At 71.9% G+C, this 19,827-nt stretch carries 16 protein-coding genes; 12 read left to right on the plus strand and 4 right to left on the minus strand.

Going from position 1 to position 19,827, the window contains the following annotated elements:
- Positions 1–37 precede the first annotated feature (37 nt).
- The 3 genes from ACFRCG_RS21425 to ACFRCG_RS21435 form a co-directional block, all read right to left on the minus strand.
- The gene (locus tag ACFRCG_RS21425) at positions 38–3,856 is read right to left on the minus strand and encodes a multifunctional oxoglutarate decarboxylase/oxoglutarate dehydrogenase thiamine pyrophosphate-binding subunit/dihydrolipoyllysine-residue succinyltransferase subunit (RefSeq protein WP_380033667.1); all 3,819 of its coding nucleotides are present in this window, start codon (positions 3,854–3,856) and stop codon (positions 38–40) included.
- 239 nt (positions 3,857–4,095) lie between these two features.
- A complete protein-coding gene (locus ACFRCG_RS21430; RefSeq protein ID WP_379994825.1) occupies positions 4,096–5,133 on the minus strand; it encodes an ATP-binding protein in 1,038 nt (345 codons plus the stop codon).
- Between the two features lie 20 nt (positions 5,134–5,153).
- The gene (locus ACFRCG_RS21435) at positions 5,154–5,864 is read right to left on the minus strand and encodes a response regulator transcription factor (protein WP_078975482.1); all 711 of its coding nucleotides are present in this window, start codon (positions 5,862–5,864) and stop codon (positions 5,154–5,156) included.
- Positions 5,865–6,170: 306 nt separating this feature from the next.
- Here ACFRCG_RS21435 and ACFRCG_RS21440 point away from each other — a divergent pair, with 306 nt between their 5' ends.
- The 9 genes from ACFRCG_RS21440 to ACFRCG_RS21480 all read left to right on the plus strand — a co-directional run bounded on the left by ACFRCG_RS21440 (position 6,171) and on the right by ACFRCG_RS21480 (position 16,130).
- Positions 6,171–7,070, plus strand: coding sequence for a phosphatase PAP2 family protein (locus ACFRCG_RS21440; protein ID WP_380033669.1), 900 nt, complete (start codon positions 6,171–6,173; stop codon positions 7,068–7,070).
- A gap of 111 nt (positions 7,071–7,181) precedes the next feature.
- Complete coding sequence (locus ACFRCG_RS21445) at positions 7,182–8,720, plus strand: MFS transporter (RefSeq protein WP_380033670.1); 1,539 nt, start codon at positions 7,182–7,184, stop codon at positions 8,718–8,720.
- A gap of 63 nt (positions 8,721–8,783) precedes the next feature.
- Complete coding sequence (locus tag ACFRCG_RS21450) at positions 8,784–9,602, plus strand: enoyl-CoA hydratase/isomerase family protein (protein ID WP_380033825.1); 819 nt, start codon at positions 8,784–8,786, stop codon at positions 9,600–9,602.
- 130 nt (positions 9,603–9,732) lie between these two features.
- Complete coding sequence (locus tag ACFRCG_RS21455; protein ID WP_380033672.1) at positions 9,733–10,932, plus strand: PucR family transcriptional regulator; 1,200 nt, start codon at positions 9,733–9,735, stop codon at positions 10,930–10,932.
- Positions 10,933–11,093: 161 nt separating this feature from the next.
- Entirely contained in the window at positions 11,094–11,903 is an 810-nt protein-coding gene (locus ACFRCG_RS21460; protein WP_380033674.1) for an ABC transporter ATP-binding protein, read from the plus strand.
- Positions 11,900–12,766 carry an ABC transporter ATP-binding protein gene (locus ACFRCG_RS21465; protein WP_380033676.1) on the plus strand — a complete coding sequence of 289 codons (867 nt, stop codon included), beginning with the start codon at positions 11,900–11,902 and terminating at the stop codon, positions 12,764–12,766. The genes ACFRCG_RS21460 and ACFRCG_RS21465 overlap by 4 nt, the downstream gene beginning before the upstream one ends.
- Positions 12,763–13,653, plus strand: a complete 891-nt coding sequence (locus tag ACFRCG_RS21470; protein ID WP_380033678.1) for a branched-chain amino acid ABC transporter permease — start codon at positions 12,763–12,765, stop codon at positions 13,651–13,653. The genes ACFRCG_RS21465 and ACFRCG_RS21470 overlap by 4 nt, the downstream gene beginning before the upstream one ends.
- Before the next feature lie 37 nt (positions 13,654–13,690).
- Positions 13,691–14,863, plus strand: a complete 1,173-nt coding sequence (locus ACFRCG_RS21475) for a branched-chain amino acid ABC transporter permease (RefSeq protein ID WP_380033827.1) — start codon at positions 13,691–13,693, stop codon at positions 14,861–14,863.
- A 4-nt stretch (positions 14,864–14,867) separates the two neighbouring features.
- The gene (locus tag ACFRCG_RS21480) at positions 14,868–16,130 is read left to right on the plus strand and encodes an ABC transporter substrate-binding protein (RefSeq protein WP_380033680.1); all 1,263 of its coding nucleotides are present in this window, start codon (positions 14,868–14,870) and stop codon (positions 16,128–16,130) included.
- Positions 16,131–16,158: 28 nt separating this feature from the next.
- Here ACFRCG_RS21480 and ACFRCG_RS21485 read toward each other — a convergent pair whose 3' ends face one another.
- The gene (locus ACFRCG_RS21485; protein WP_380033682.1) at positions 16,159–16,731 is read right to left on the minus strand and encodes a hypothetical protein; all 573 of its coding nucleotides are present in this window, start codon (positions 16,729–16,731) and stop codon (positions 16,159–16,161) included.
- Positions 16,732–16,847: 116 nt separating this feature from the next.
- Between ACFRCG_RS21485 and ACFRCG_RS21490 the strand changes: the two genes are divergently transcribed.
- The 3 genes from ACFRCG_RS21490 (at position 16,848) to ACFRCG_RS21500 (ending at position 19,744) form a co-directional block, all read left to right on the plus strand.
- Positions 16,848–17,306 carry a MarR family winged helix-turn-helix transcriptional regulator gene (locus tag ACFRCG_RS21490; RefSeq protein ID WP_380033684.1) on the plus strand — a complete coding sequence of 153 codons (459 nt, stop codon included), beginning with the start codon at positions 16,848–16,850 and terminating at the stop codon, positions 17,304–17,306.
- 78 nt (positions 17,307–17,384) lie between these two features.
- Complete coding sequence (locus tag ACFRCG_RS21495) at positions 17,385–18,677, plus strand: acyl-CoA dehydrogenase family protein (protein ID WP_380033686.1); 1,293 nt, start codon at positions 17,385–17,387, stop codon at positions 18,675–18,677.
- Positions 18,674–19,744 carry a phosphotransferase family protein gene (locus ACFRCG_RS21500; protein WP_380033688.1) on the plus strand — a complete coding sequence of 357 codons (1,071 nt, stop codon included), beginning with the start codon at positions 18,674–18,676 and terminating at the stop codon, positions 19,742–19,744. Before ACFRCG_RS21495 ends, ACFRCG_RS21500 begins: the two co-directional genes overlap by 4 nt.
- Positions 19,745–19,827 lie beyond the last annotated feature (83 nt).

Genomic DNA, 19,827 nt, shown 5'->3' on the forward strand with positions numbered 1-19,827 from the left:
CGGGGCGGAGCCGGTGAATCGACCTACGAGCCGTGGATCAGCTCATCGCTTCCTCGACCAGGCCCTGCTGCTCGGCCTCGTGCCGCTTGGCCGAACCGACCGCCGGCGACGAGGACGACGGACGCGCGATCCGCCGCGGCGCCGGAAGGCCGTACTCGACCAGGTTGAGCGCGATGAACGGCCACGCGCCCTGGTTGGTCGGCTCCTCCTGGGCCCAGACCAGCTCCAGGTCCTTGCCGTAGCGGTCGAGGCCGTAGCGCTCCAACTCCGCCTTCAGCTCGGCCACCGGCAGCGGGTAGAGCCGCTCCACGCGGACCAGCGCGACGTCGTCGCGGCCCGCCTTGGCCCGGCCCGCGGCCAGGTCGTAGTGGAACTTGCCGGAGGACATGACCACCCGCTTGACCTTGGCCGGGTCCACCGTGGTGTCCCCGATCACCGGCCGGAACTGCCCGGTGGTGAACTCCTCGATCTTCGACGCGGCGGCCTTCAGACGCAGCATCGACTTCGGGGTGAACACCACGAGCGGCTTGTGGTGCGGGTTCAGCGCCTGCCAGCGCAACAGGTGGAAGTAGTTGCTCGGCAGGGTCGGCGCGGCCACCGTCATGTTGTTCTGCGCGCACAGCTGGAGGTAGCGCTCGATGCGCGCGGACGAGTGGTCCGGGCCCTGACCCTCGTAGCCGTGCGGAAGCAGCAGGACCACACCGGAGTGCTGGTGCCACTTCTGCTCGGCGGAGGAGATGAACTCGTCCATGATCGACTGCGCGCCGTTGGCGAAGTCGCCGAACTGCGCCTCCCACAACACCAGCGACTGCGGCCGGGCCAGCGAGTAGCCGTACTCGAAGCCCATCGCGGCGTACTCGCTGAGCAGCGAGTCGTAGACGGTGAACTTGGCCTGGTCCTCGGACAGGTGCGCGAGCGGGGTGTACTCGGCGCCCGAGGTGCGGTCCACCAGGACCGAGTGCCGCTGGCCGAAGGTGCCGCGCCGGCTGTCCTGACCGGCGAGGCGCACCGGGCGACCCTCCATCAGGAGCGAGCCGAACGCGAGCGTCTCGCCCATCGCCCAGTCGATCGTGCCGTCCTCGACCATCGCCGCCCGACGCTGCAACTGCGGCTGCAGGCGCGGGTGTACGGCGAAGTCCTCGGGCAGCGAGACCTGCGACTCGACGATCCGCTTGACCGTCTCGTGCGCGATGCCGGTCGGGTCGATCCGCGGGAAGGCGATGTCGGCCGCGGGGGCGGCCGGGGCCACCTGCGGGGCCTGCGGCGCGGTGGCCTGGCGGACCTCGGAGAAGACCTTCTCCAGCTGGTCCTGGTAGTCCTTGAGCGCCTGCTCGGCCTCCTCCACCGTGATGTCGCCACGACCGATCAGGGCCTCGGTGTAGAGCTTGCGCACCGAACGCTTCTTGTCGATCAGGTCGTACATCAGCGGCTGGGTGAACGACGGGTTGTCGGCCTCGTTGTGACCCCGGCGCCGGTAGCAGATGAGGTCGATCACCACGTCCTTGTGGAACGTCTGGCGGTACTCGAACGCGAGCTGCGCGATCCGCACGCACTGCTCGGGATCGTCACCGTTGACGTGGAAGATCGGCGCCTCGATCATCCGCGCGACGTCGGTCGCGTAGATGGACGAGCGGGACGCGGCCGGGGAGGCGGTGAAGCCGACCTGGTTGTTGATCACCACGTGGATCGTGCCGCCGGTGCGGTAGCCGCGCAGCTGCGACATGTTGAGCGTCTCGGCGACCACGCCCTGGCCCGCGAACGCGGCGTCGCCGTGCAGCAGGAGCGGCAGGACCGGGAAGTCGGCGCCCTCCATGTCGATGATGTCCTGCTTGGCGCGCACGACGCCCTCCAGGACCGGGTCGACCGCCTCCAGGTGCGAGGGGTTCGCCACCAGGGAGACCTTGACCTGGGCGCCGTCCTCGGAGGAGAACGTGCCCTCGGCGCCGAGGTGGTACTTCACGTCGCCCGAGCCGTGCATCGACTTGGGGTCGATGTTGCCCTCGAACTCGCGGAAGACCTGCGCGTAGGACTTGCCGACGATGTTGGTCAGCACGTTCAGCCGGCCGCGGTGCGCCATGCCGATCGCGACCTCGTCCAGGCCGTCCTCGGCCGCCGCCGAGATGATCGCGTCGAGCAGCGGGATGGTGGTCTCGCCGCCCTCCAGGGAGAAGCGCTTCTGGCCGACGTACTTGGTGGCCAGGAAGGTCTCGAACGCCTCCGCCGCGTTCAGCCGGCGCAGGATCCGCAGCTGGTCCTCGCGGTCCGGCTTGGCGTGCGGCACCTCCACCCGCTCCTGGATCCAGCGGCGCTGGTCCGGGTCCTGGATGTGCATGTATTCGATGCCGACGGTGCGGCAGTAAGTGTCCCGCAGCACGCCCAGCACGTCGCGCAGCGTCATCAGCGACTGCCCCGCGAAGCCGCCGACCGCGAACTCGCGCTCCAGGTCCCACAACGTCAGCCCGTGCTCGACCACGTCGAGGTCCGGGTGCCGGCGCTGCTTGTATTCCAGCGGGTCGGTGTCGGCCATCAGGTGACCGCGGACCCGGTAGGAGTGGATCAGCTCCTGCACACGTGCCGTCTTGTTGACGTCGTCCTCGTGTGTCGCGGAGATGTCCTGCACCCAGCGCACGGGCTCGTACGGGATGCGCAGCGAACGGAAGATCTCCTCGAAGAAGCAGTCCTCGCCGAGCAGCAGCTGGTTCATCCGGCGCAGGAACTCGCCCGACTGGGCGCCCTGGATGATGCGGTGGTCGTAGGTGCTGGTCAGCGTGAGTGTCTTGCTGACCGCGAGGCGGGAGAGGGTGTCCGCGGACGCCCCCGCGAACTCCGCCGGGTAGTCCATCGCGCCCACGCCGACGATCGTGCCCTGACCGGGCATCAGGCGCGGCACCGAGTGCACGGTGCCGATGCCGCCCGGGTTGGTCAGCGAGATCGTCACCCCGGCGAAGTCGTCCACCGTGAGCTTGTTCGACCGGGCCCGCCGGACGATGTCCTCGTACGCCTGCCAGAAGGCGAAGAAGTCCATCTCGTCGGCCTTCTTGATGGCCGCCACCACGAGCTGGCGGTCACCGTTGGCCTTCGTCAGGTCGATCGCGAGACCGAGGTTGACGTGGGCCGGCTTGACCAGGAACGGCTTGCCGTCACGCTCTTCGTACGCGTGGTTCATCGACGGCATCGACTTCGCCGCCTGGACCAGCGCGTAGCCGATGAGGTGGGTGAACGAGACCTTGCCACCGCGAGCACGCTTGAGGTGGTTGTTGATCACGATCCGGTTGTCGATCAGCAGCTTGGCCGGTACGGCCCGCACGCTGGTCGCGGTCGGAATCGTGAGCGACGAGTCCATGTTGATCGCGACACGTGCCGCCGGGCCCTTGAGCTGGACGGCCTCGGGGGACGCGGCGGGCTGCTTCGGTGCCGCGGGCGCCTTGGCGGCCGGCGGCTTGGCCGGCGCCGCGGGGGCGGCCTTCGCGGGTACGGGCGGGGCCGGAGTGCCGGCCGGGATCGGAGTCGACGAAGGCGCCGCGTCCTGTACGCCGGTCGTCATCATCGGGTGGCTCGGGGCCGGGGCCGGAGTCGTCGTCCCCGTCGCGGTCGACGAAATCGCCGCCGACACCGGGGGTTGCGCCGTGCTCGGCGCGGGGATGTTTCCAGAGTTGTTCGTGGTACCGCTCACTGGTGTGGGGCCGCTCGGGCTTGCCACGGTGGCTTGACCGGCGGACGTCGACGGCGTCGACGGCTCGCTGGGCTTGTAATCGGCGAAGAAGTCCCACCAAGCACGATCCACCGAGTTGGGATCTTGCAAATATTGCTGGTAAATCTCGTCGACGAGCCACTCGTTGGGGCCGAAGCTGGCCATCGGGTTGCTAGGGGACTGTGACGACACGGCGGCAACCGCCCTCTTCCGCTTCCTGGGGTGGTGGACAGCGGGAAACAAGGCTACGCCCTTTGACCGGTGTCGCGCAGGCCCCTCGGCCTCCGCGTCGCGTAGATCACAAACGGTTGACTGTTTAGTCGCGTTTGTTGCTTCCCGCCGTATTGGTGGTCACGGAACGTCATGTCGGGATCGTCCCGTGCAGTTAGTGGCCGATCACCCGATTACGTCGGGTCACCGGGCAGGAGCACTCGGATTCGGCACCCATGGCTCGATTCGGCTACGGAAATATCACCCCCATGCAGATCCACGGCCCAGCGGGCGATCGCCAGCCCGAGTCCGGTTCCCCCGTCGGTGGACGAACTTCCGCCGCCGCGGGTGAAACGTTCGAACACCCGGCCGCGCTCGGCGGACGGAATTCCCGGACCCTCGTCCAGGACTTCCAGGCGCAGGCTGCCGATGCCGTCGTCGCGTCGTGCGTGCAGACTCACCGTGCCACCGAACGGGCTGTGTCGGCAGGCGTTGGCCACCAGATTGGTAACAACCTGATGCAGCCGCTCGGGGTCGGCCCGCGCGGTCAGCTCCGCCGGCTGGACGTCGACCTCGAAGCGAACGTCGCCGCCCAGCGCCCCGGTCTCCTGGGTGAGCGCGACCAGGAAGGGCCGTACGGCGAACTCGCGCGCCTGCAGCGGCACCGCCCCCGAATCCAGTCGGGAAAGGTCGAGAAGTTGTGACACGAGTCGGCCCAATCGCGCGGTCTGGGTGAGCGCGAGGCCCAGCGTGTCGGGATCGGGTTTCTGCACGCCGTCCACGAGGTTCTCCAGCACCGCGTGCAGGGCGGAGATGGGCGTGCGCAACTCGTGCGAGACGTTGGCGACCAGTTCGCGGCGGTGTCGGTCCACCGCCTCCAGGTCGGCCGCCATGTGGTTGAACGCACCGGCGAGGCGGCCCACCTCGTCGCGCGAGGTGGCGCGCACCCGGCGCGAGTAGTCGCCGCGCGCCATCGCCTGCGCGGCGGCGGTCATTTCGCGCAGCGGCGAGGTCATCCCGTGCGCGAGCACGAGGGTGACCGCCAGGCAGGCCAGCGAGGTGAACACGAGCATGTACCGAAACCGCACCTCGGCCCGCAGCCCCAGGATGATCAGCAGCGTCGAGACGAAGACGGACGCGATCACCAGCACGCCCAGCTTGGCCTTGATCGAGCGCAATCGATCCAGCGGTCGCGGGTTGCCGCGGCCGAGCCGCAGGCGGCGCGACCGCACGGGGCGGAGGTCGGCGGTGTTCAGGACGGTGCCTCCAGCGCGTAGCCCACACCGTGGACGGTGCGGATCCACTCGGCGCCGAGTTTACGGCGCAACGCCTTCACATGGCTGTCCACTGTGCGCGTCCCGGACGCGTCCACCCAGTCCCACACCTCGGCCAGCAACTGCTCGCGCGAGAGCACCGCCCGCGGCCGCGAGGCGAGGCAGACCAGCAGGTCGAACTCGGTCGGGGTCAGGTGCACCTCGTCGACGCCGAGCCGGACCCGGCGCTGGGTGCGGTCGATCCGCAACACGCCCAACTGGAGCGCGGCCTCGGGGGAGACCGCCCGGGCCGCCGCCTCGGCCCGCTCCAGCCGGCGCAGCAGCACGTGCACCCGGGCCACCAGCTCGCGCATCGAGAACGGCTTGGTCATGTAGTCGTCGGCGCCCACCGCCAGGCCGACGAGCAGATCCGTCTCGTCGTCACGCGCGGTCAGCATGAGCACCGGCAGCCCCGGGTGCAGCGCCTGGAGCCGGCGACACACCTCCAGGCCGTCGAGGCCGGGCAACATCACGTCGAGCACGACCAGATCGGGACGGGTGCCGGCGGCCGTGGTCAGCGCCGAGGGACCGTCGGGCGCGGTGATCGCGCCGAACCCCTCCGCCCGGAGCCGGGCGGCCACCGCGTCGGCGATCATGGGCTCGTCCTCGACCACGAGTACGAGCCGCTTTTCCCCCGTCGCGTCGGTCATACCGGCAGCCTACGTACCGTCGGCGGGCGGTGTGCGCGAGTTGGCCAGGCTCGCCCGAACCGGGGAGACCCCCTACGACGTCCAGAGGAGAACGGGCCGGGGCAAGGTACCGAGGTACCCCCTGCGAGCCGGCCCCGATTGGTACTTCAGGGGGAGGATCGGTCTAACCTGATCCGTCTACCCTGGCTGAAGCGTTGCCGCCGGACAACGCACCCCTCGATCCGCCGCGCGGATTCGGGGAGTGGTCCACGACCCGGGTGGTGACGGATCCGATCGAATCGACCGACCGACGGCTCAACCGACAGCATGGGGGACGTGGTGAAGGGCAACGTCACGGAGGATCCCTCCCACGAGGTCGAGGGGCGCGAGCAGTCGCCGCCGACCACGCAGGCGGGGTCGGTGACGAAGGCCGGCGGGGCGACGACGGCTTCGGACGAGGCCGCCGCGGCCAAGGCCCGCCGGATGCGCACGATCAAGGACGCGGGCCGCGAGCTGCTTCTGGTCGCGCTGCTGTTCGGGGTGTACAAGCTCGGTCGCGGGCTGGCCTCGGGCGAGACGTCGACCGCCTTCTCGAACGCGAAGCAGCTGCTGACCATGCAGCAGGACCTGCGACTGCCCGACGAGGCGTCGATCCAGCACTGGTTCATGCAGTCGCACGCGGCCATCACGTTCTGCAACAAGTACTACGCCTACGTGCACTTCCCCGCGACCGTCGGGTTCCTGCTGTGGTTGTGGATCCGTCATCGCGAGCACTACAAGTGGGTGCGCAACATCCTGGCGATGATGACCGGCGCCGCGCTGATCATCCACATCCTGGTGCCGCTGGCGCCGCCGCGGAAGATGCCGGGCTTCACCGACACGGGGATGGATGCGGGCGACTCGCCGTACGCCGGCGCCGGCGCCAAGATCGCCAACCAGTTCGCCGCGATGCCGTCGCTGCACGTGGGCTGGGCGGTGGTGGTCGCGCTCGGGGTGGCCTCGGTGTGGCGCGCGGCCGGGACCGGTCGCAAGATCGCGAGCTGGGCGATGTGGCTGCATCCGGCGATCACGCTGCTCGTGGTCGTGGTGACCGCGAACCACTACTGGATGGACGCGGTGGTCGCGGTGCTGCTGATGATCTTCGCGATGGCGGTACTGCCCGGACCGGATCGTGTACCGCGGCGCGAAACGCCGCGCGGGATCCCCGCGCCGCGGATAGCCCGCTAGCTCGTACCGCCCCTCGTACCGCCCGCGGTGCGGGGGCGGGGCGATCGGCCGTTCGGTGCAGGACCCGCGTGCGGCGGCTTTCGGCGGAGCGTCGAGGGGCATGATGCTCGGGTGTCCGTCTCCCTCCCCTCCGGGGGCATCCGCGCCAAGACTCCCGCCGGCCGGTGGGTGCTGCTCGCCACCGTGCTCGGCTCCGGCATGGCGATGCTCGACTCGACCGTCGTCAACGTGGCGCTGCCGAGCATCGGACGTTCCTTCGACGCCTCGCTCGCGGCGCTGCAGTGGACGGTCAACGCGTACACCCTCACCCTGGCCGGGCTGATCCTGCTCGGCGGCGCGCTGGGCGATCGCTACGGGCGGCGTCGGGTGTTCGTGATCGGGGTGGCCTGGTTCGCGCTGGCCTCGCTGCTGTGCGGGATCGCGCCGAACGTCGAGACGCTGATCGCCGCCCGCGCGCTCCAGGGCATCGGCGGCGCGCTGCTGACCCCCGGCTCGCTGGCGATCATCCAGGCCACGTTCCACGCCGACGACCGGGCCCGGGCGGTGGGCACCTGGTCGGGGCTCGGCGGCGTGGCGAGCGCGATCGGGCCGTTTCTGGGCGGCTGGCTGGTGGACGCGGTCAGTTGGCGATGGGTCTTCCTGATCAATCCGCCGTTGGCGGTGGCGACCATCGTGGTGGCGCTGCGCACCGTCCCGGAGACCTTCGACCCGCAACCGCGCGGCCGGTTCGACGTGACCGGCGCGGTGCTCGCCGCGCTGGCCCTGGCGGGGGTGACCTGGGCCCTGGTGGAGGCGCAGACCAACCCGACCTCGGCGGCGTTCGCGGCCGCGGCCGGGGTGGTGGTGGGTGTGGTGTTCGTCGTGGTGGAGAAGCGCTCGCCCGAGCCGATGCTGCCGTTGGACATCTTCCGGATCCGGCTGTTCACCTCGGTCAACGTGGTGACGCTGTTCGTCTACGGCGCGCTGGGCGCGTTCATGCTGCTCCTGGTGCTCGAATTGCAGACGGTGGCGGGCTATTCGGCGCAGGAGGCCGGTCTGGCGCTGTTGCCGGTCACCGTGGTGATGCTGTTCCTGTCCGCCCGCTCGGGCGATCTGGCCCGGCGGATCGGGCCGCGGTGGCAGTTGTCCGCGGGGCCGCTGGTGTGCGCGGGCGGGCTGCTGACGCTGCTGCGGGTCGGCCCGCACGCGTCCTACGCCACCGACGTGCTGCCCGGCGTGGTGGTGTTCGGTCTGGGCCTGGCGATCCTGGTCGCGCCGCTGACCGCGACCGTGCTGGCCTCGGTCGACGTGGCTCGGGCGGGCATCGCGAGCGGGGTCAACAACGCGGCGGCCCGGGCGGCGGGGCTGCTCGCGGTGGCCGGTCTGCCGGCGCTGGTCGGGTTGTCCGGCGACGGCTACCGGGACCCGGGTGTGGTGGACACCGGCTTCGACCGCGCGTTGTGGATCTGCGCGGCGCTCCTTGTGGTCGGCTCGGCGGTGGCCTGGTTCACCGTGCCGAGCGGGGTGCTGGCCGCGACCGAGCCGGCCGTCCCGGGCGGGCGCGCCGCGCCGTGTGTACGGGTCGGCTGCGACATGGCGGGGCCGCCGCTGGATCCGGGGCACGAGCGAGTACAGGGGGGCGTGCCGGGGCGGGATCGGCCGGCACCGTAGCGTGGCCTCGCGACGTGGGTCGGCGGCGCGGGTCGGCGGTGGAGAGGCGGCGGGATGGGCACCATGGACACCGGGGTCGACGGGCTCGTGGTCGAGGCGGAGGGCCCGATCGCCACGGTGCGGATCGATCGCCCGCACGCGCGCGGGGCGCTGACCGCGGCGATGTGGGCGGCGCTGCCGAACACCCTGGCCGCGCTCGACGCCGACCCCGAGGTGAGCGTGCTGGTGCTGACCGGCAGCGGCGGGGTGTTCTCGGCGGGCGCCGACATCCGCGAGCTGCGCGGGCACTACGCCACGGCCGAGTCGGCGGACGCCTACCACGCGCTGAACGCGGCCGCCGAGCGGGCGCTGGCCGGTTTCGGGAAGCCGACGATCGCCTTCGTCCAGGGCCCGTGCGTGGGCGGCGGATGCCAGCTCGCCGCCGCCTGCGACCTGCGCTTCGCGGACACCACGGCCCGGTTCGGGGTGACGCCCGCCAAGCTCGGCATCGTCTACGACGCGGGGTCGACCGCGCGGCTGGCCCGGCTGGTGGGCGTGTCCACGGCCAAGTACCTGTTGTTCTCCGCCGAGTTGATCGACGCGGCGCACGCGCTGCGGGTGGGCCTGGTGGACGGGGTGTTCGGGCCGGAGGAGGCGCACAAGAGCGTGTACGACCTCGCCCGGACGATCGCCTCGCGCTCGCAGCTGACGGTACGCGCCGCCAAGGACCTGCTGGCGATGGACCTCTCCGGTGTCCCGGGCGCGGATCCGGGGGCCGACGGCGACCCGGTCGAGGCCTGGCGCGAGCGGTGGGAGCGGGAGTCGCGCGGCTCGGCCGACGTCCGCGAGGGGTTGGCGGCCTTCACCGAGCGCCGCGCGCCGCGTTTCGCCTGGAACGGCTGAGCCACGCGCCGGCCCTCCGCCGTCGGCACATCACAGCTCGGCGGCGGCCCGTTCGTCCCCCGCCTGTGGGGCGTTTCGATCTGCCACTGTTGCCCCGGACGGCGTCCTTGACCTTGTGGGGTGGGGTTCCATGGTCGATGCGGAGGGGTCCGACGGGCCGAAACACAGCGCGCTGCTGCGGCGGGCGGCACGGGCCCTGCCGGGGCGGTTGCCGGAGCTGACCGATCGGCTCGTGGCGGAGTTGCAGGAGCTGGAACCCGCCTATGTGGCGGGTGGGGTGCCGCCGGACGAGTTGTGGCAGAGCACGCACGAGGCGCTTCGGGTCGCGGTGGGCGCGCTCGCGGTCTGGCCGCGCGAACTGGAGGGCAGCCGCTGGGCGTCGGGGCGGCTGGCCCGGCGGCGGGCCGAGCAGGGGGTGCCGCTGGAGGCGCTGCTGCACGCCTACCGGCTCGGCGGGGTGATGTTGTGGCAGACGCTCGTCGAGGTCGCGGCGGAGCAGGAACCGGACGAGGTACGGCTGTTGGTGCACGTGGCCACCGACGTGTGGAACTTCGTCGACCGGCACGCGAGCGCGATCGCCGACGAGTATCGGCGGGTCCAGACGGAGCTGACCAACCGTCACGACGAGCGGGTGCACGTCCTGTTGGACACGCTCTTGGACGGCCGGGCGCCGGAGGCGGACCTCGCCGCGGCGGCGGGGGTGTTGGACCTGCCCGAGCGGGGCCGCTACGCCGTGGTCGCGGTGCGCCATCCGCTGCCCGGCACCGGTGTGCACGACGCGCCTCGGCGGGCCGCGCCGAACGGGGTGCGGGTGGTCTGGCGGGCGCGCGCCGAGGGGGAGTTCGCGGTGGTCCTGCTCGGCACCTCGGGGTTGGACGAGATTGCCGAAACGTTCGGCCCGGTGGCCGGGTCGCGGACCGGGATCAGCCCGATCGTGGACGGGTTGGCCGCGCTGGGTCGGGCCCGGCGGCTCGCCGAGATCGCGCTGCGCACGTGTACCGCCGACGGTGAATGCGCGCGCCTGGACGAGCGCTTGCCCGCCGCCCTGGTGGCCTCGCAGCCCGACCTGGCGCGGGATCTGGCGGCCCGGGTGCTCGGGCCGATCCTGGCCCTGGACGCGGTGGACCGGGACCTGCTGCTCGGCACGTTCGGCGCCTGGCTCGACTCGGGCGGCTCGGCGGTGCGCGCGGGCCGGCGGTTGTTCTGCCATCGCAACACCGTGCTCAACCGGCTGCGTCGGATGGAACAGCTGACCGGGCGCGAACTGGGCCTGCCGCGCGACCTGGTGGAGTTGGCGTTGGCCCTGGACGCGCATCGACTGAGCGCCTGAGGAGGGCCCGGGACACGGCCTGCCGCGCGGTGCGGGCTGTGCCGCTGCACAAGACGCACGCCCCCGCGTTGGTCGGCTGCCCCGACCTCGGGGGCGGATCTGGACTCCGTGCACCCCCCGTGCTGTGATCGCGGTCACTCCAACAGCGGGGGAGGGGTGCGATGGAACCGGGAGCGCTCCTCGTCGAGGGCCTGGAGGTCGTCTACGGCCGGTCCGTCCGGGCCCTGCGCGGCGTCTCCCTCGACGTGCCCGGCAACGGCGTGGTGGCCGTACTCGGCGCGAACGGGGCGGGCAAGAGCACCCTCCTGCGGGCCGTGTCGGGCACGCTGTCCCTGCATCGGGGCACGATCGCCGGCGGCTCCATCCGCTACGACGGCGTCCGGCTCGGCGGCCGCGACCCGGCCGCGATCGTGCGCGCCGGGGTGGTGCAGGTCCCGGAGGGGCGGCGGGTGTTCGCCCATCTGACGGTGGCCGAGAACCTGCGCGCGGGCACGCTGGGCCGGCGCGGGCGGACGGCACGCACACGCGCCGAACACGACCGGGTGCTCGACCTGTTCCCGGTCCTCGCCGAGCGGCGCGAGCAGCGCGCCGGCCTGCTCTCCGGCGGCGAACAGCAGATGTTGGCGATCGGTCGGGCGCTGATGGCCGCGCCGCGCCTGCTGCTCCTGGACGAGCCCTCGCTCGGCCTCGCGCCGCGCATGGTGGGTCGGATCGCGGGGGTGATCCGGGAGATCGCCGCCCGGGGCACGGCCGTGCTGCTGGTCGAGCAGAACGCGACGATCGCCCTCGACCTGGCCGAGAAGGCGTACGTGCTCGACGTCGGCGAGGTGCGGCTGGCCGGTGCGTCCGCCGACCTCGCCCGTACCGACGAGGTGCGCCGGTTGTACCTGGGGGAGGCGGTCGAATCGAAGGGCACACCCGCGCCGGTCCGCACCACTTCGCGCCGGACGCTCGGACGGTGGACCGGATGAGCGGCGCGGCGACACCGGACGTGCCCGAGCTGACGCTGCGCGCGGTCACCGTACGCTTCGCCGGGCTGCTCGCGCTGGACGCGGTCGGCTTCACCGTCGCGCCGGGCACGATCCACGCGGTCATCGGCCCCAACGGCGCGGGCAAGTCGACCTGCTTCAACGTGCTTTCCGGTGTGTACCGGGCCGAGCGCGGCAGCGTGCGGCTCGGCGCGCACGACCTGACCCGGCTGCCCCCGCACCGGATCGCCGGTCTCGGACTCGCCCGTACGTTCCAGAACATCGTGCTCACCCGGGGCACGGTCGCGGACAACCTGATGCTCGGCCGGCACGTGCTGACCCGCTCCGGCTTCGCGGCCACCGCGCTGCGGTTGCCGAGGGTGGTCCGCGAGCAGCGCAGGCATCGCGAACGGGCCCGCGAGATCGCCGAGTTCATGCAGCTGGGCGCGGTCTTCGACACCTCCGTCGCGCTGTTGCCGTACGGCATGCGCAAGCGGGTGGAGACGGCCCGCGCGTTGTGCATGGAACCCAGGGTGTTGCTGCTCGACGAACCGGTGGCCGGGATGAACGCCGAGGAGCGGGCGCGGACCTCGGACACGATCGCCTCGATCCGGGACTCGCTCGGCATCTCGATCGTGCTGGTCGAGCACGACATGGGGCTGGTGATGCGGATCGCCGACGCGGTGACCGTGCTCGACTTCGGCCGGCGGATCGCGAGCGGTACACCGGCCGAGGTGCGGCGCGACCCCGCGGTGATCCGCGCCTACCTCGGCACCGGGGACGAGGGCGAGGACGGCGGCGGGGGCGGCGAGCACGAACCCGGCGGCGACGGCGGCCGGAGCGAGAGTCACGAGGAGTCCCGATGACCAAACTCGCCGAGATCGTCCTCAACGGTTTCGCGCTCGGATCGGTCTACGCGCTGATCGCGCTCGGCTTCGTGGTGATCTTCAAGGCGTCGGGCGTGATCAACTTCGCGCACGCGTCGCTGCTGCTGCTCGGCGGGTTCACCGTGGCCAAGCTGCACGACGACCTCGGCTTCACCCTCGCGCTGCTGGTCGCGGTGGTGGTGACGGCCGCGGTGGCGGGCCTGGTCGAGATGGTGTTCATCCGCGGCCTGGGCCGCACCGAGGTGCACACCCTGACCATCCTCACCATCGGCGTGGACATCCTGCTGACCACCGAACTCACCCGCCGGATCGGCTCCGACGTGCTGAGCCTGGGCGATCCGTGGCAGGCGGGCGTGCGGGACTGGGGCGGCGTGCACATCGCCGACGCGCGGATCGCCTGCGTCGTGGTGGCCGTGCTGCTGATCGGCGCGTTCTTCGCGGCGTTCCGCTTCACCGCCTGGGGACTGTCGATGCGCGCGGCGGCCGAGGACCGGGAGGCGGCGGCGCTGATGGGGGTGCGGCTCGGGCGTGTGCAGTTGATCGCGTGGTGTGTGGCGGGCGCGCTGGCCGCGGTCGCGGCGGTGTTCCTGGCCGCGTTCCCGTCCGCGGGCCTGGACCGGTCCACCGGGCAGATCGCGCTCGCCGCGTTCCCGGCGGCGATCCTGGGCGGCATGGACTCGGCCGCCGGGGCCCTGCTCGGCAGCCTGCTGGTGGGGCTGACCTCGGCGCTGACGGCCGGCTACCAGAGCGACCTGAGCCCGCTGGGCGCCAACCTCGGCGATGTCGCCCCCTACGTCGTGATGTTGCTCGTGTTGATCTGGCGGCCGACCGGCCTGCTCGGCTCGAAGGAGCGTGCCCGTGTCTGAGCGCCCGTCCGCGCCGGTGAGCCGGGCCGCAGAATCGATTCCGGCCCGGCACGCCGCGGCGGCCCGCCCGGGGCCGCGCCGATGGTTCGGGCCCGGCGCGGTGGTCGTGGTCGTCGGGGTGCTGCTGGTGCTGCCGTTCTACGTGACCGCGTTCTGGTTGCAGACCGGCCTGTTCGCGATGGCCGCCGCGATCGGTGCGATCGGGCTCAACCTGCTGTCCGGAACCACCGGCCAACTCTCCCTCGGGCACGCCTTCTTCCTGGCCTTCGGCGCCTACGGCTACGTCTGGCTCGCGGGCGACTCGGGGCGCGTGGGGGTGCACCACCTGAGCGGCGTGGGCCTGCCGCCGCTGCTCGCGCTGGTCCTGGCGGTGCTGCTGACCGGTGCGGTCGGCGGCCTGTTCAGTCCGATCTCCGGGCGGCTGCGCGGGATGTACCTCGGCGTCGCCACGCTGGCGCTGGTGTTCATCGGACACCACGTCATGCTCAACGCGACGTCGGTGACCGGCGGCTTCAACGGGCGTTCGGTGCCCTCGATGGGGGTCGGCGACTTCACCCTCACCGACGGCCGGCCCGACGGCCTGGAGGTGCTCGGCATTCCCTTCGGTCGGCTCGAACGGCTGTGGTACTTCGCGCTGATCCTGGTCCTGGTCGCCGCGCTGACCGCGCGCAACCTGGTGCGCGGACGGCCGGGACGGGCGCTGGGCGCGGTCCGGGACAGCGAGATCGCGGCCGCGGTGATGGGGGTCGCGCCGGCCCGGTACCGCTCCGCCGCGTTCGTGGTGTCGTCGATGTACGCGGGTCTCGCGGGCGCGCTGATCGCGCTGGTCTTCGACCGGGTGGTGCCGGACTACTTCGGCCTCGCGCTGTCCATCGACTACCTCGCGATGATCGTGATCGGCGGCCTCGGTTCGGTCACCGGCGCCGTGGTCGGCGCGGCGTTCGTGACGATGTTGCCGCAGGTGCTGAGCAAGTACGCGGACACGCTGCCGCTCGTGGTGGCGCCCGGCAGCCCGGAGTCGGGGGTGGGGCCGGGCGAGGCCGCGCGCTACCTGTACGGCGCGGCGATCGTGCTGGTCCTGCTGTTCGCCCCGGGCGGCCTGGTCGGCCTGCTGCGCGGTCGAGCGGGCGGCGGCCCCGGCGGGCGCGGCGAAGGACTCGGACGACTCGGACGTACCCAGGGCTCCATCCGTATCGGCTCCAAGGAGTAGCACCGTGAGGCTTCGGAACGGCGTGCGTGTGGGGGCGGCGCTCGCGGCGCTCGTGCTGGCGGCGACGGCGTGCAGCACCAAGGGCGACGACGACAGGAAGGACAAGCGCTCGGGTGGGGTCGAGTCCGGCCCCGGGGTCACCGATACGACGATCACGCTCGGCGCGCTGACCGATCTGTCCGGTCCCTACGCGCCGTTGGGCAAGAGCATCGTCAACGCCCAGCAGTTGTACGTGGACGAGATCAACGCGCAGGGCGGGATCTGCGGACGCAAGTTGGCGATCACCGTGCGCGACCACGGCTACGACGTGCAGAAGGCGGTGGCCGCCTACACCGAGATCAAGGGCGGCGTCGCGGGCTTTCCGCAGGTGATCGGCTCGGCCGTGGTCACCGCGTTGCAGGACAGCCTGAAACAGGACCGGATCCTGACCTTCCCGCAGGCCTGGCCGGCGACCCTGCTGAACCGGTCGGAGATCCAGATCGTCGGCACCACCTACGACATCGACATGATCAACGGGATGGACTTCCTGGCCCAGGCGGCGCAGTTGAGGTCCGGGGACAAGGTCGGGCACGTCTACTTCGAGGGCGAGTACGGCGAAAACGCGCTGGCGGGCGCGAAGTTCGCGGCCGGGAAGCTCGGCGTGCAGATCGTCGAGCAGAAGATCAAGGCCACCGACACCGACCTCACCGCGCAGATCGCCGCACTGCGCGGCGCGGGCGTGAAGGCGATCCTGATCAGCGCGGGGCCGACGCAGACCGCGACCCTGGTCGGCTTCGGCGCGGTGGCCGGGCTGCGGGTGCCGGTGCTCACCAGCGCGCCGGGCTTCCACCCGCAGGTGATGGCGAGCGCGGCGGCCGGGGCGCTGGAGCAACTGTTGTACGTGGTGAGCGCGGCGCCGGCGATCGGCGCGGACATCCCGGCGGTGAAGAAGCTCGCCGCCGACTACAAGGCGAAGTATCCGGACGGGACCCTGGACCAGGGGGTGATCTCCGGGTACAACGCGATGAAGATCTTCGGCGAGGACCTGAAGGCGGCCTGCGCGGCGAAGGACCTGACGCACGCCGGGATCATCGCCGCGCACCGGCGGCAGAAGCAGATGGACACCGGCCTCGGCACGCCCGAGGACTTCTCCGACGTGACCAAGCCGGCCACCTACAAGTCGTACATCCTCAAGCCGAGCAAGGCCGCGCCGGGCAACCTGGTGGTGGCCAAGGACGCGTACGAGGTGCCGGCGGCGCGGGAGTACAGGCTGCCCGCGGCGGGGTAGCGGGCCGACCGGGGCGCGACGGCCCGCCCTACCGTGTGGCCGGCGCGGGCGGGCCGAAGGTCAGGGTGATCCCGGCCGGCGGTCGGGCGGTGCCGTCGGCGGCCAGGGAGGCGCCGCTGAGGCTGTACAGGCGGGCGGTGCCGACGCCGGCGTAGGCGGCGATGCCCGGGCGGGCCCGGGCGGCGGCCAACGGGCCGTCGGGGCCGGTCATCCGGCTGCTCGGGCCCCGGTCGTGGTGCAGGTGGACCACGCCGGGGCCGAGCACCAGGTATTGCAACTCGTGGTCCAGCACCCGACAGGCGACCACCGTGGCGGCCGGGGTGGCCTCGTGCCCGAGGTCGCAGCGGGCCCCGTGCAGCGCGGCGGTCTCGGCGATCGTGTCGGCCAGACAGTCGGCGATGCCGCGCTCCGGCCGATCGGTCAGCCGGGCTAGCAGGTGCACCCCCAGCCGCCGCAGGAACCACGCCATGCCGTGCCCGCACCCGCCCACCGGCTCGGTCGACGCGGCGGCCACCACGACCCCGGCCTCGGGCGTGGCGAGCGCGAACGCGCGGTCTGCGGAATCGTTTTTCGGGCCTTCGACGGCCACCTCGGCATGCACGAAGATCAGTCTTGGGGACGAACGTCGGTGGGGACAGGGGTACGGGGCCGATTGGCTCGAAGGAGTGGGCGGCGGGCTGCCGCCGCGGCTCCCGTCGGGCCCCGTACGCTGACGCCATGACCGACGAGGCGAGCCGACGCAGGATCAACGAGGCGATCAGCTCGGTCCGCAGGCTGATGAGCAGTCGGCGGCTGGACGCGCTGCACATGGAGCGGTCCGGGGTGCCGTTGAGTCTGGTCGCGATCGGGGTGTTGCACCGCGTCATCGACTTCGGGCCGATTCGGCCGACGGAGTTGGCGGAGCGGGCCGACATCCAACCGGCCGCGTTGAGTCGGCAGATCCGCATCCTGGAGGAGGGCGGCTACACGGTTCGGGTCACCGCTCCCGAGGACGGTCGGGTGGCGCTCCTGGAGGCGACCGCGCGCGGGCGCGAGGCGTACCGGCTGTTCGTGGCCGCCAACGACGCGATGTTGGCGCGGCAGTTGTCCGGGTGGACGGCGGAGGAGCTGAACGACCTGGCCGATCGTATGCAGCGGTTGGTGGCCGACCTGCGCGGGCCGCTGGACGAGGAGTGAGCGGTGCGGCCGGGTGCGGGTGATCGGCGTCACGGCGAGATGATTGACTCTGTTAATTAACAGAGTTAACGTCCCGTCATGGCATGGGATTTCAGTACCGATCCGGAGGTCGCCGCCGAGCTGGCGTGGATCCGGCGGATGGTGGTCGACGAGATCGAGCCGCTCGACCTGGTGAAACACCGGATGAGCGCGGACAACTGGCGCGCCGTCACCGATCCGCTCAAGCAGGCGGTCAAGGACCGGGGGCTCTGGGCCGCACACCTGGATCCGGCCCTGGGCGGCGGCGGGTTCGGCCAGGTCCGGCTCGCGTTGATGCACGAGATCCTGGGGCGTACGCCGTCGGCGCCGGCCGTCTTCGGCAATCAGGCGCCCGACTCGGGCAACGGCGAACTGCTCGCCGTGGGTGCGTCGAAGGCGCAGAAGGAGCGCTGGTTGTGGCCGCTGCTGGACGGCCGGCTGACCAGTTCGTTCTCGTTGACCGAGCCGCACACGGCCGGCTCCGATCCGACCGGGATCCGGACCCGGGCGGTGCGCGACGGCGCCGACTGGGTGATCGACGGGCACAAGTGGTTCGCCTCGAACGCGCGCCGGGCCGACTTCGTGCTCGTCTTCGCGGTCACCGACCCCGATGCCGAACGCCACCGGCGGGCCTCGATGTTCGTGGTCGAGCGGGGGACGCCCGGGATGCGCGTGGTGCGCGACGTGCCCACCATGCACCACCCGTACGACGGCGCCGCGACCCATCATCTCGGCGGCCACGCGGAACTGCTCTTCGAGGGTTGTCGGGTGCCGCACGAGAACCTGATCGGCGCGCCCGGGGACGCGTTCGTACTGGCCCAGAAGCGGCTGAACGGCGGTCGGATCCAGCACACGATGCGCTGGATCGGCCAGTGCCGGCGGGCCTTCGACATGCTCTGCGAGCGCGCCCTGTCCCGGCGTTCGCACGGCCGGCCGCTCGCCGAGCACCAACTGGTGCAGGCGATGGTGACCGAATCCGCGATCGACATCCGGGCGTTGCGGCTGATGACCCTCGAAGCCGCCTGGATCTGGGACCACCAGGGGCCGGCCGCGGCCCGCCAGGCGGTGTCGGAGGTCAAGTATCGGGGCGCGCGGATCCTGCACGACGTGGTCGATCGGGCGATCCAGGTGCACGGCGCGCTGGGCTACTCGGCCGACCTGCCGCTGGAGGAGATGTACCGGCTGGCCCGCAACTTCCGGCTGTCGGACGGCGCGGACGAGGTACACGTGGCGCAGGTGGCCAAACTCGCGCTGCGCGGCCGGCGGGCGGTCGAGGGATGGCCGAGCGAGCACATCCCGACCCGTCGCGCGGCGGCCGAGGCACGCTTCGCCACGCTGCTGGACCTGCCGTGAGCGCGCCGGGGGCGGTGGACGCGCGGGCGCTCGCCGACTGGACGGCCGGGCGGGGCCTGCTCGCGCGGGGGACGGAGTTGCGGGTCCAGGCGTTGGCGGGCGGCTCGTCCAATCCCACCTACCGCGTGCGCGGCGGCGGTGTCGACCTGGTGTTGCGCACGCCGCCTCGGCGCGGCGGGCTGCCCACCGCGCACGACATGGACCGGGAGTACCGGTTCCAGGCGGCACTCGCGGGTGGTGCGGTCCCGGTCGCGCCGATGCTCGCGCTGTGTCCGGATCCGGCGGTGATCGGGGTGCCGTTCTACCTGATGGGCCGGTTGGACGGGGTGGTGTACGGCAGGGCCGAGTCGGTGCGGGGGTTGGCCGCGGAGACGGCGGCGGCGGTCGGCGGCGAACTGGCGCGCACCCTGGCCCGGTTGCACGCGGTGGATCCGGTGGCGGCGGGGCTCGGCGACTACGTCCGGCCCGAGCCCTATCCGGTACGCCAGTTGCGGCGGTGGCGGCGGCAATGGGCGGCCTCCGGCGCGGGGTCGGTGCCGGCGGTCGACGCGGTGTTGGCCGCGCTGGCCGCCCGGGTGCCGGAGGTGGGCCCGGACCGGATCGTGCACGGCGACTACAACCTGGCCAACGTGATGTACGAGCGGGACCGCCCGGAGCGGGTGCTCGCGGTGCTCGACTGGGAACTGGCCGCGCTCGGCCCGGCGGCGGCGGACGTCGGTCAACTGCTCGCCTACTGGGGGCCGGCGGGACGGCTGTTGGCGGCCGGGCGCGGCGGGCACGTGCCGGACGCCCATCCGGGGTTGCCCACGGCGGACGGGTTGCTCGCCGCGTACCTCGCCGAGCGCGCGGCCGCCGAGCGTGGTGCCGACGGCGCCGACCGCGCCGCCGGAGATGAGCTGAATATCCGTCATATTCCGTTCTGGGAAGCCTTCGCGGTGATCAAGCTCGCGATCGTGTGTGCGGGTGCGCTCGGTCGCGCGGCGGATCCGTCGGGTGAGCGTCGGCGGCGGATCGAGTCCCTCGTGACCGGTTTGACAGCCATTGCCCGGGACACGCTGGAGGAGTGAGGTTCCACCTGGAACGAACCCCGAGAATCGGGGCAAATCCCTCGATGGTTGTGCGGAGAAAAGTAAAATTCTCAAGAACTTCG

The sequence above is a fragment of the Embleya sp. NPDC056575 genome (genome assembly GCF_042793325.1).
Taxonomy (GTDB): Bacteria; Actinomycetota; Actinomycetes; order Streptomycetales; family Streptomycetaceae; genus Embleya.

Excerpts from the sequence above, each read along its gene's own strand:
- ACFRCG_RS21435 (WP_078975482.1), bottom strand. The coding sequence starts at position 5,864 with ATGACCGACGCGACGGGGGAAAAGCGGCTCGTACTCGTGGTCGAGGAC.
- ACFRCG_RS21460 (WP_380033674.1), top strand. The coding sequence starts at position 11,094 with ATGGAACCGGGAGCGCTCCTCGTCGAGGGCCTGGAGGTCGTCTACGGC.
- ACFRCG_RS21465 (WP_380033676.1), top strand. The coding sequence starts at position 11,900 with ATGAGCGGCGCGGCGACACCGGACGTGCCCGAGCTGACGCTGCGCGCG.
- ACFRCG_RS21450 (WP_380033825.1), top strand. The coding sequence starts at position 8,784 with ATGGACACCGGGGTCGACGGGCTCGTGGTCGAGGCGGAGGGCCCGATC.
- ACFRCG_RS21470 (WP_380033678.1), top strand. The coding sequence starts at position 12,763 with ATGACCAAACTCGCCGAGATCGTCCTCAACGGTTTCGCGCTCGGATCG.
- ACFRCG_RS21440 (WP_380033669.1), top strand. The coding sequence starts at position 6,171 with ATGGGGGACGTGGTGAAGGGCAACGTCACGGAGGATCCCTCCCACGAG.
- ACFRCG_RS21425 (WP_380033667.1), bottom strand. The coding sequence starts at position 3,856 with ATGGCCAGCTTCGGCCCCAACGAGTGGCTCGTCGACGAGATTTACCAG.
- ACFRCG_RS21455 (WP_380033672.1), top strand. The coding sequence starts at position 9,733 with ATGGTCGATGCGGAGGGGTCCGACGGGCCGAAACACAGCGCGCTGCTG.
- ACFRCG_RS21495 (WP_380033686.1), top strand. The coding sequence starts at position 17,385 with ATGGCATGGGATTTCAGTACCGATCCGGAGGTCGCCGCCGAGCTGGCG.
- ACFRCG_RS21490 (WP_380033684.1), top strand. The coding sequence starts at position 16,848 with ATGACCGACGAGGCGAGCCGACGCAGGATCAACGAGGCGATCAGCTCG.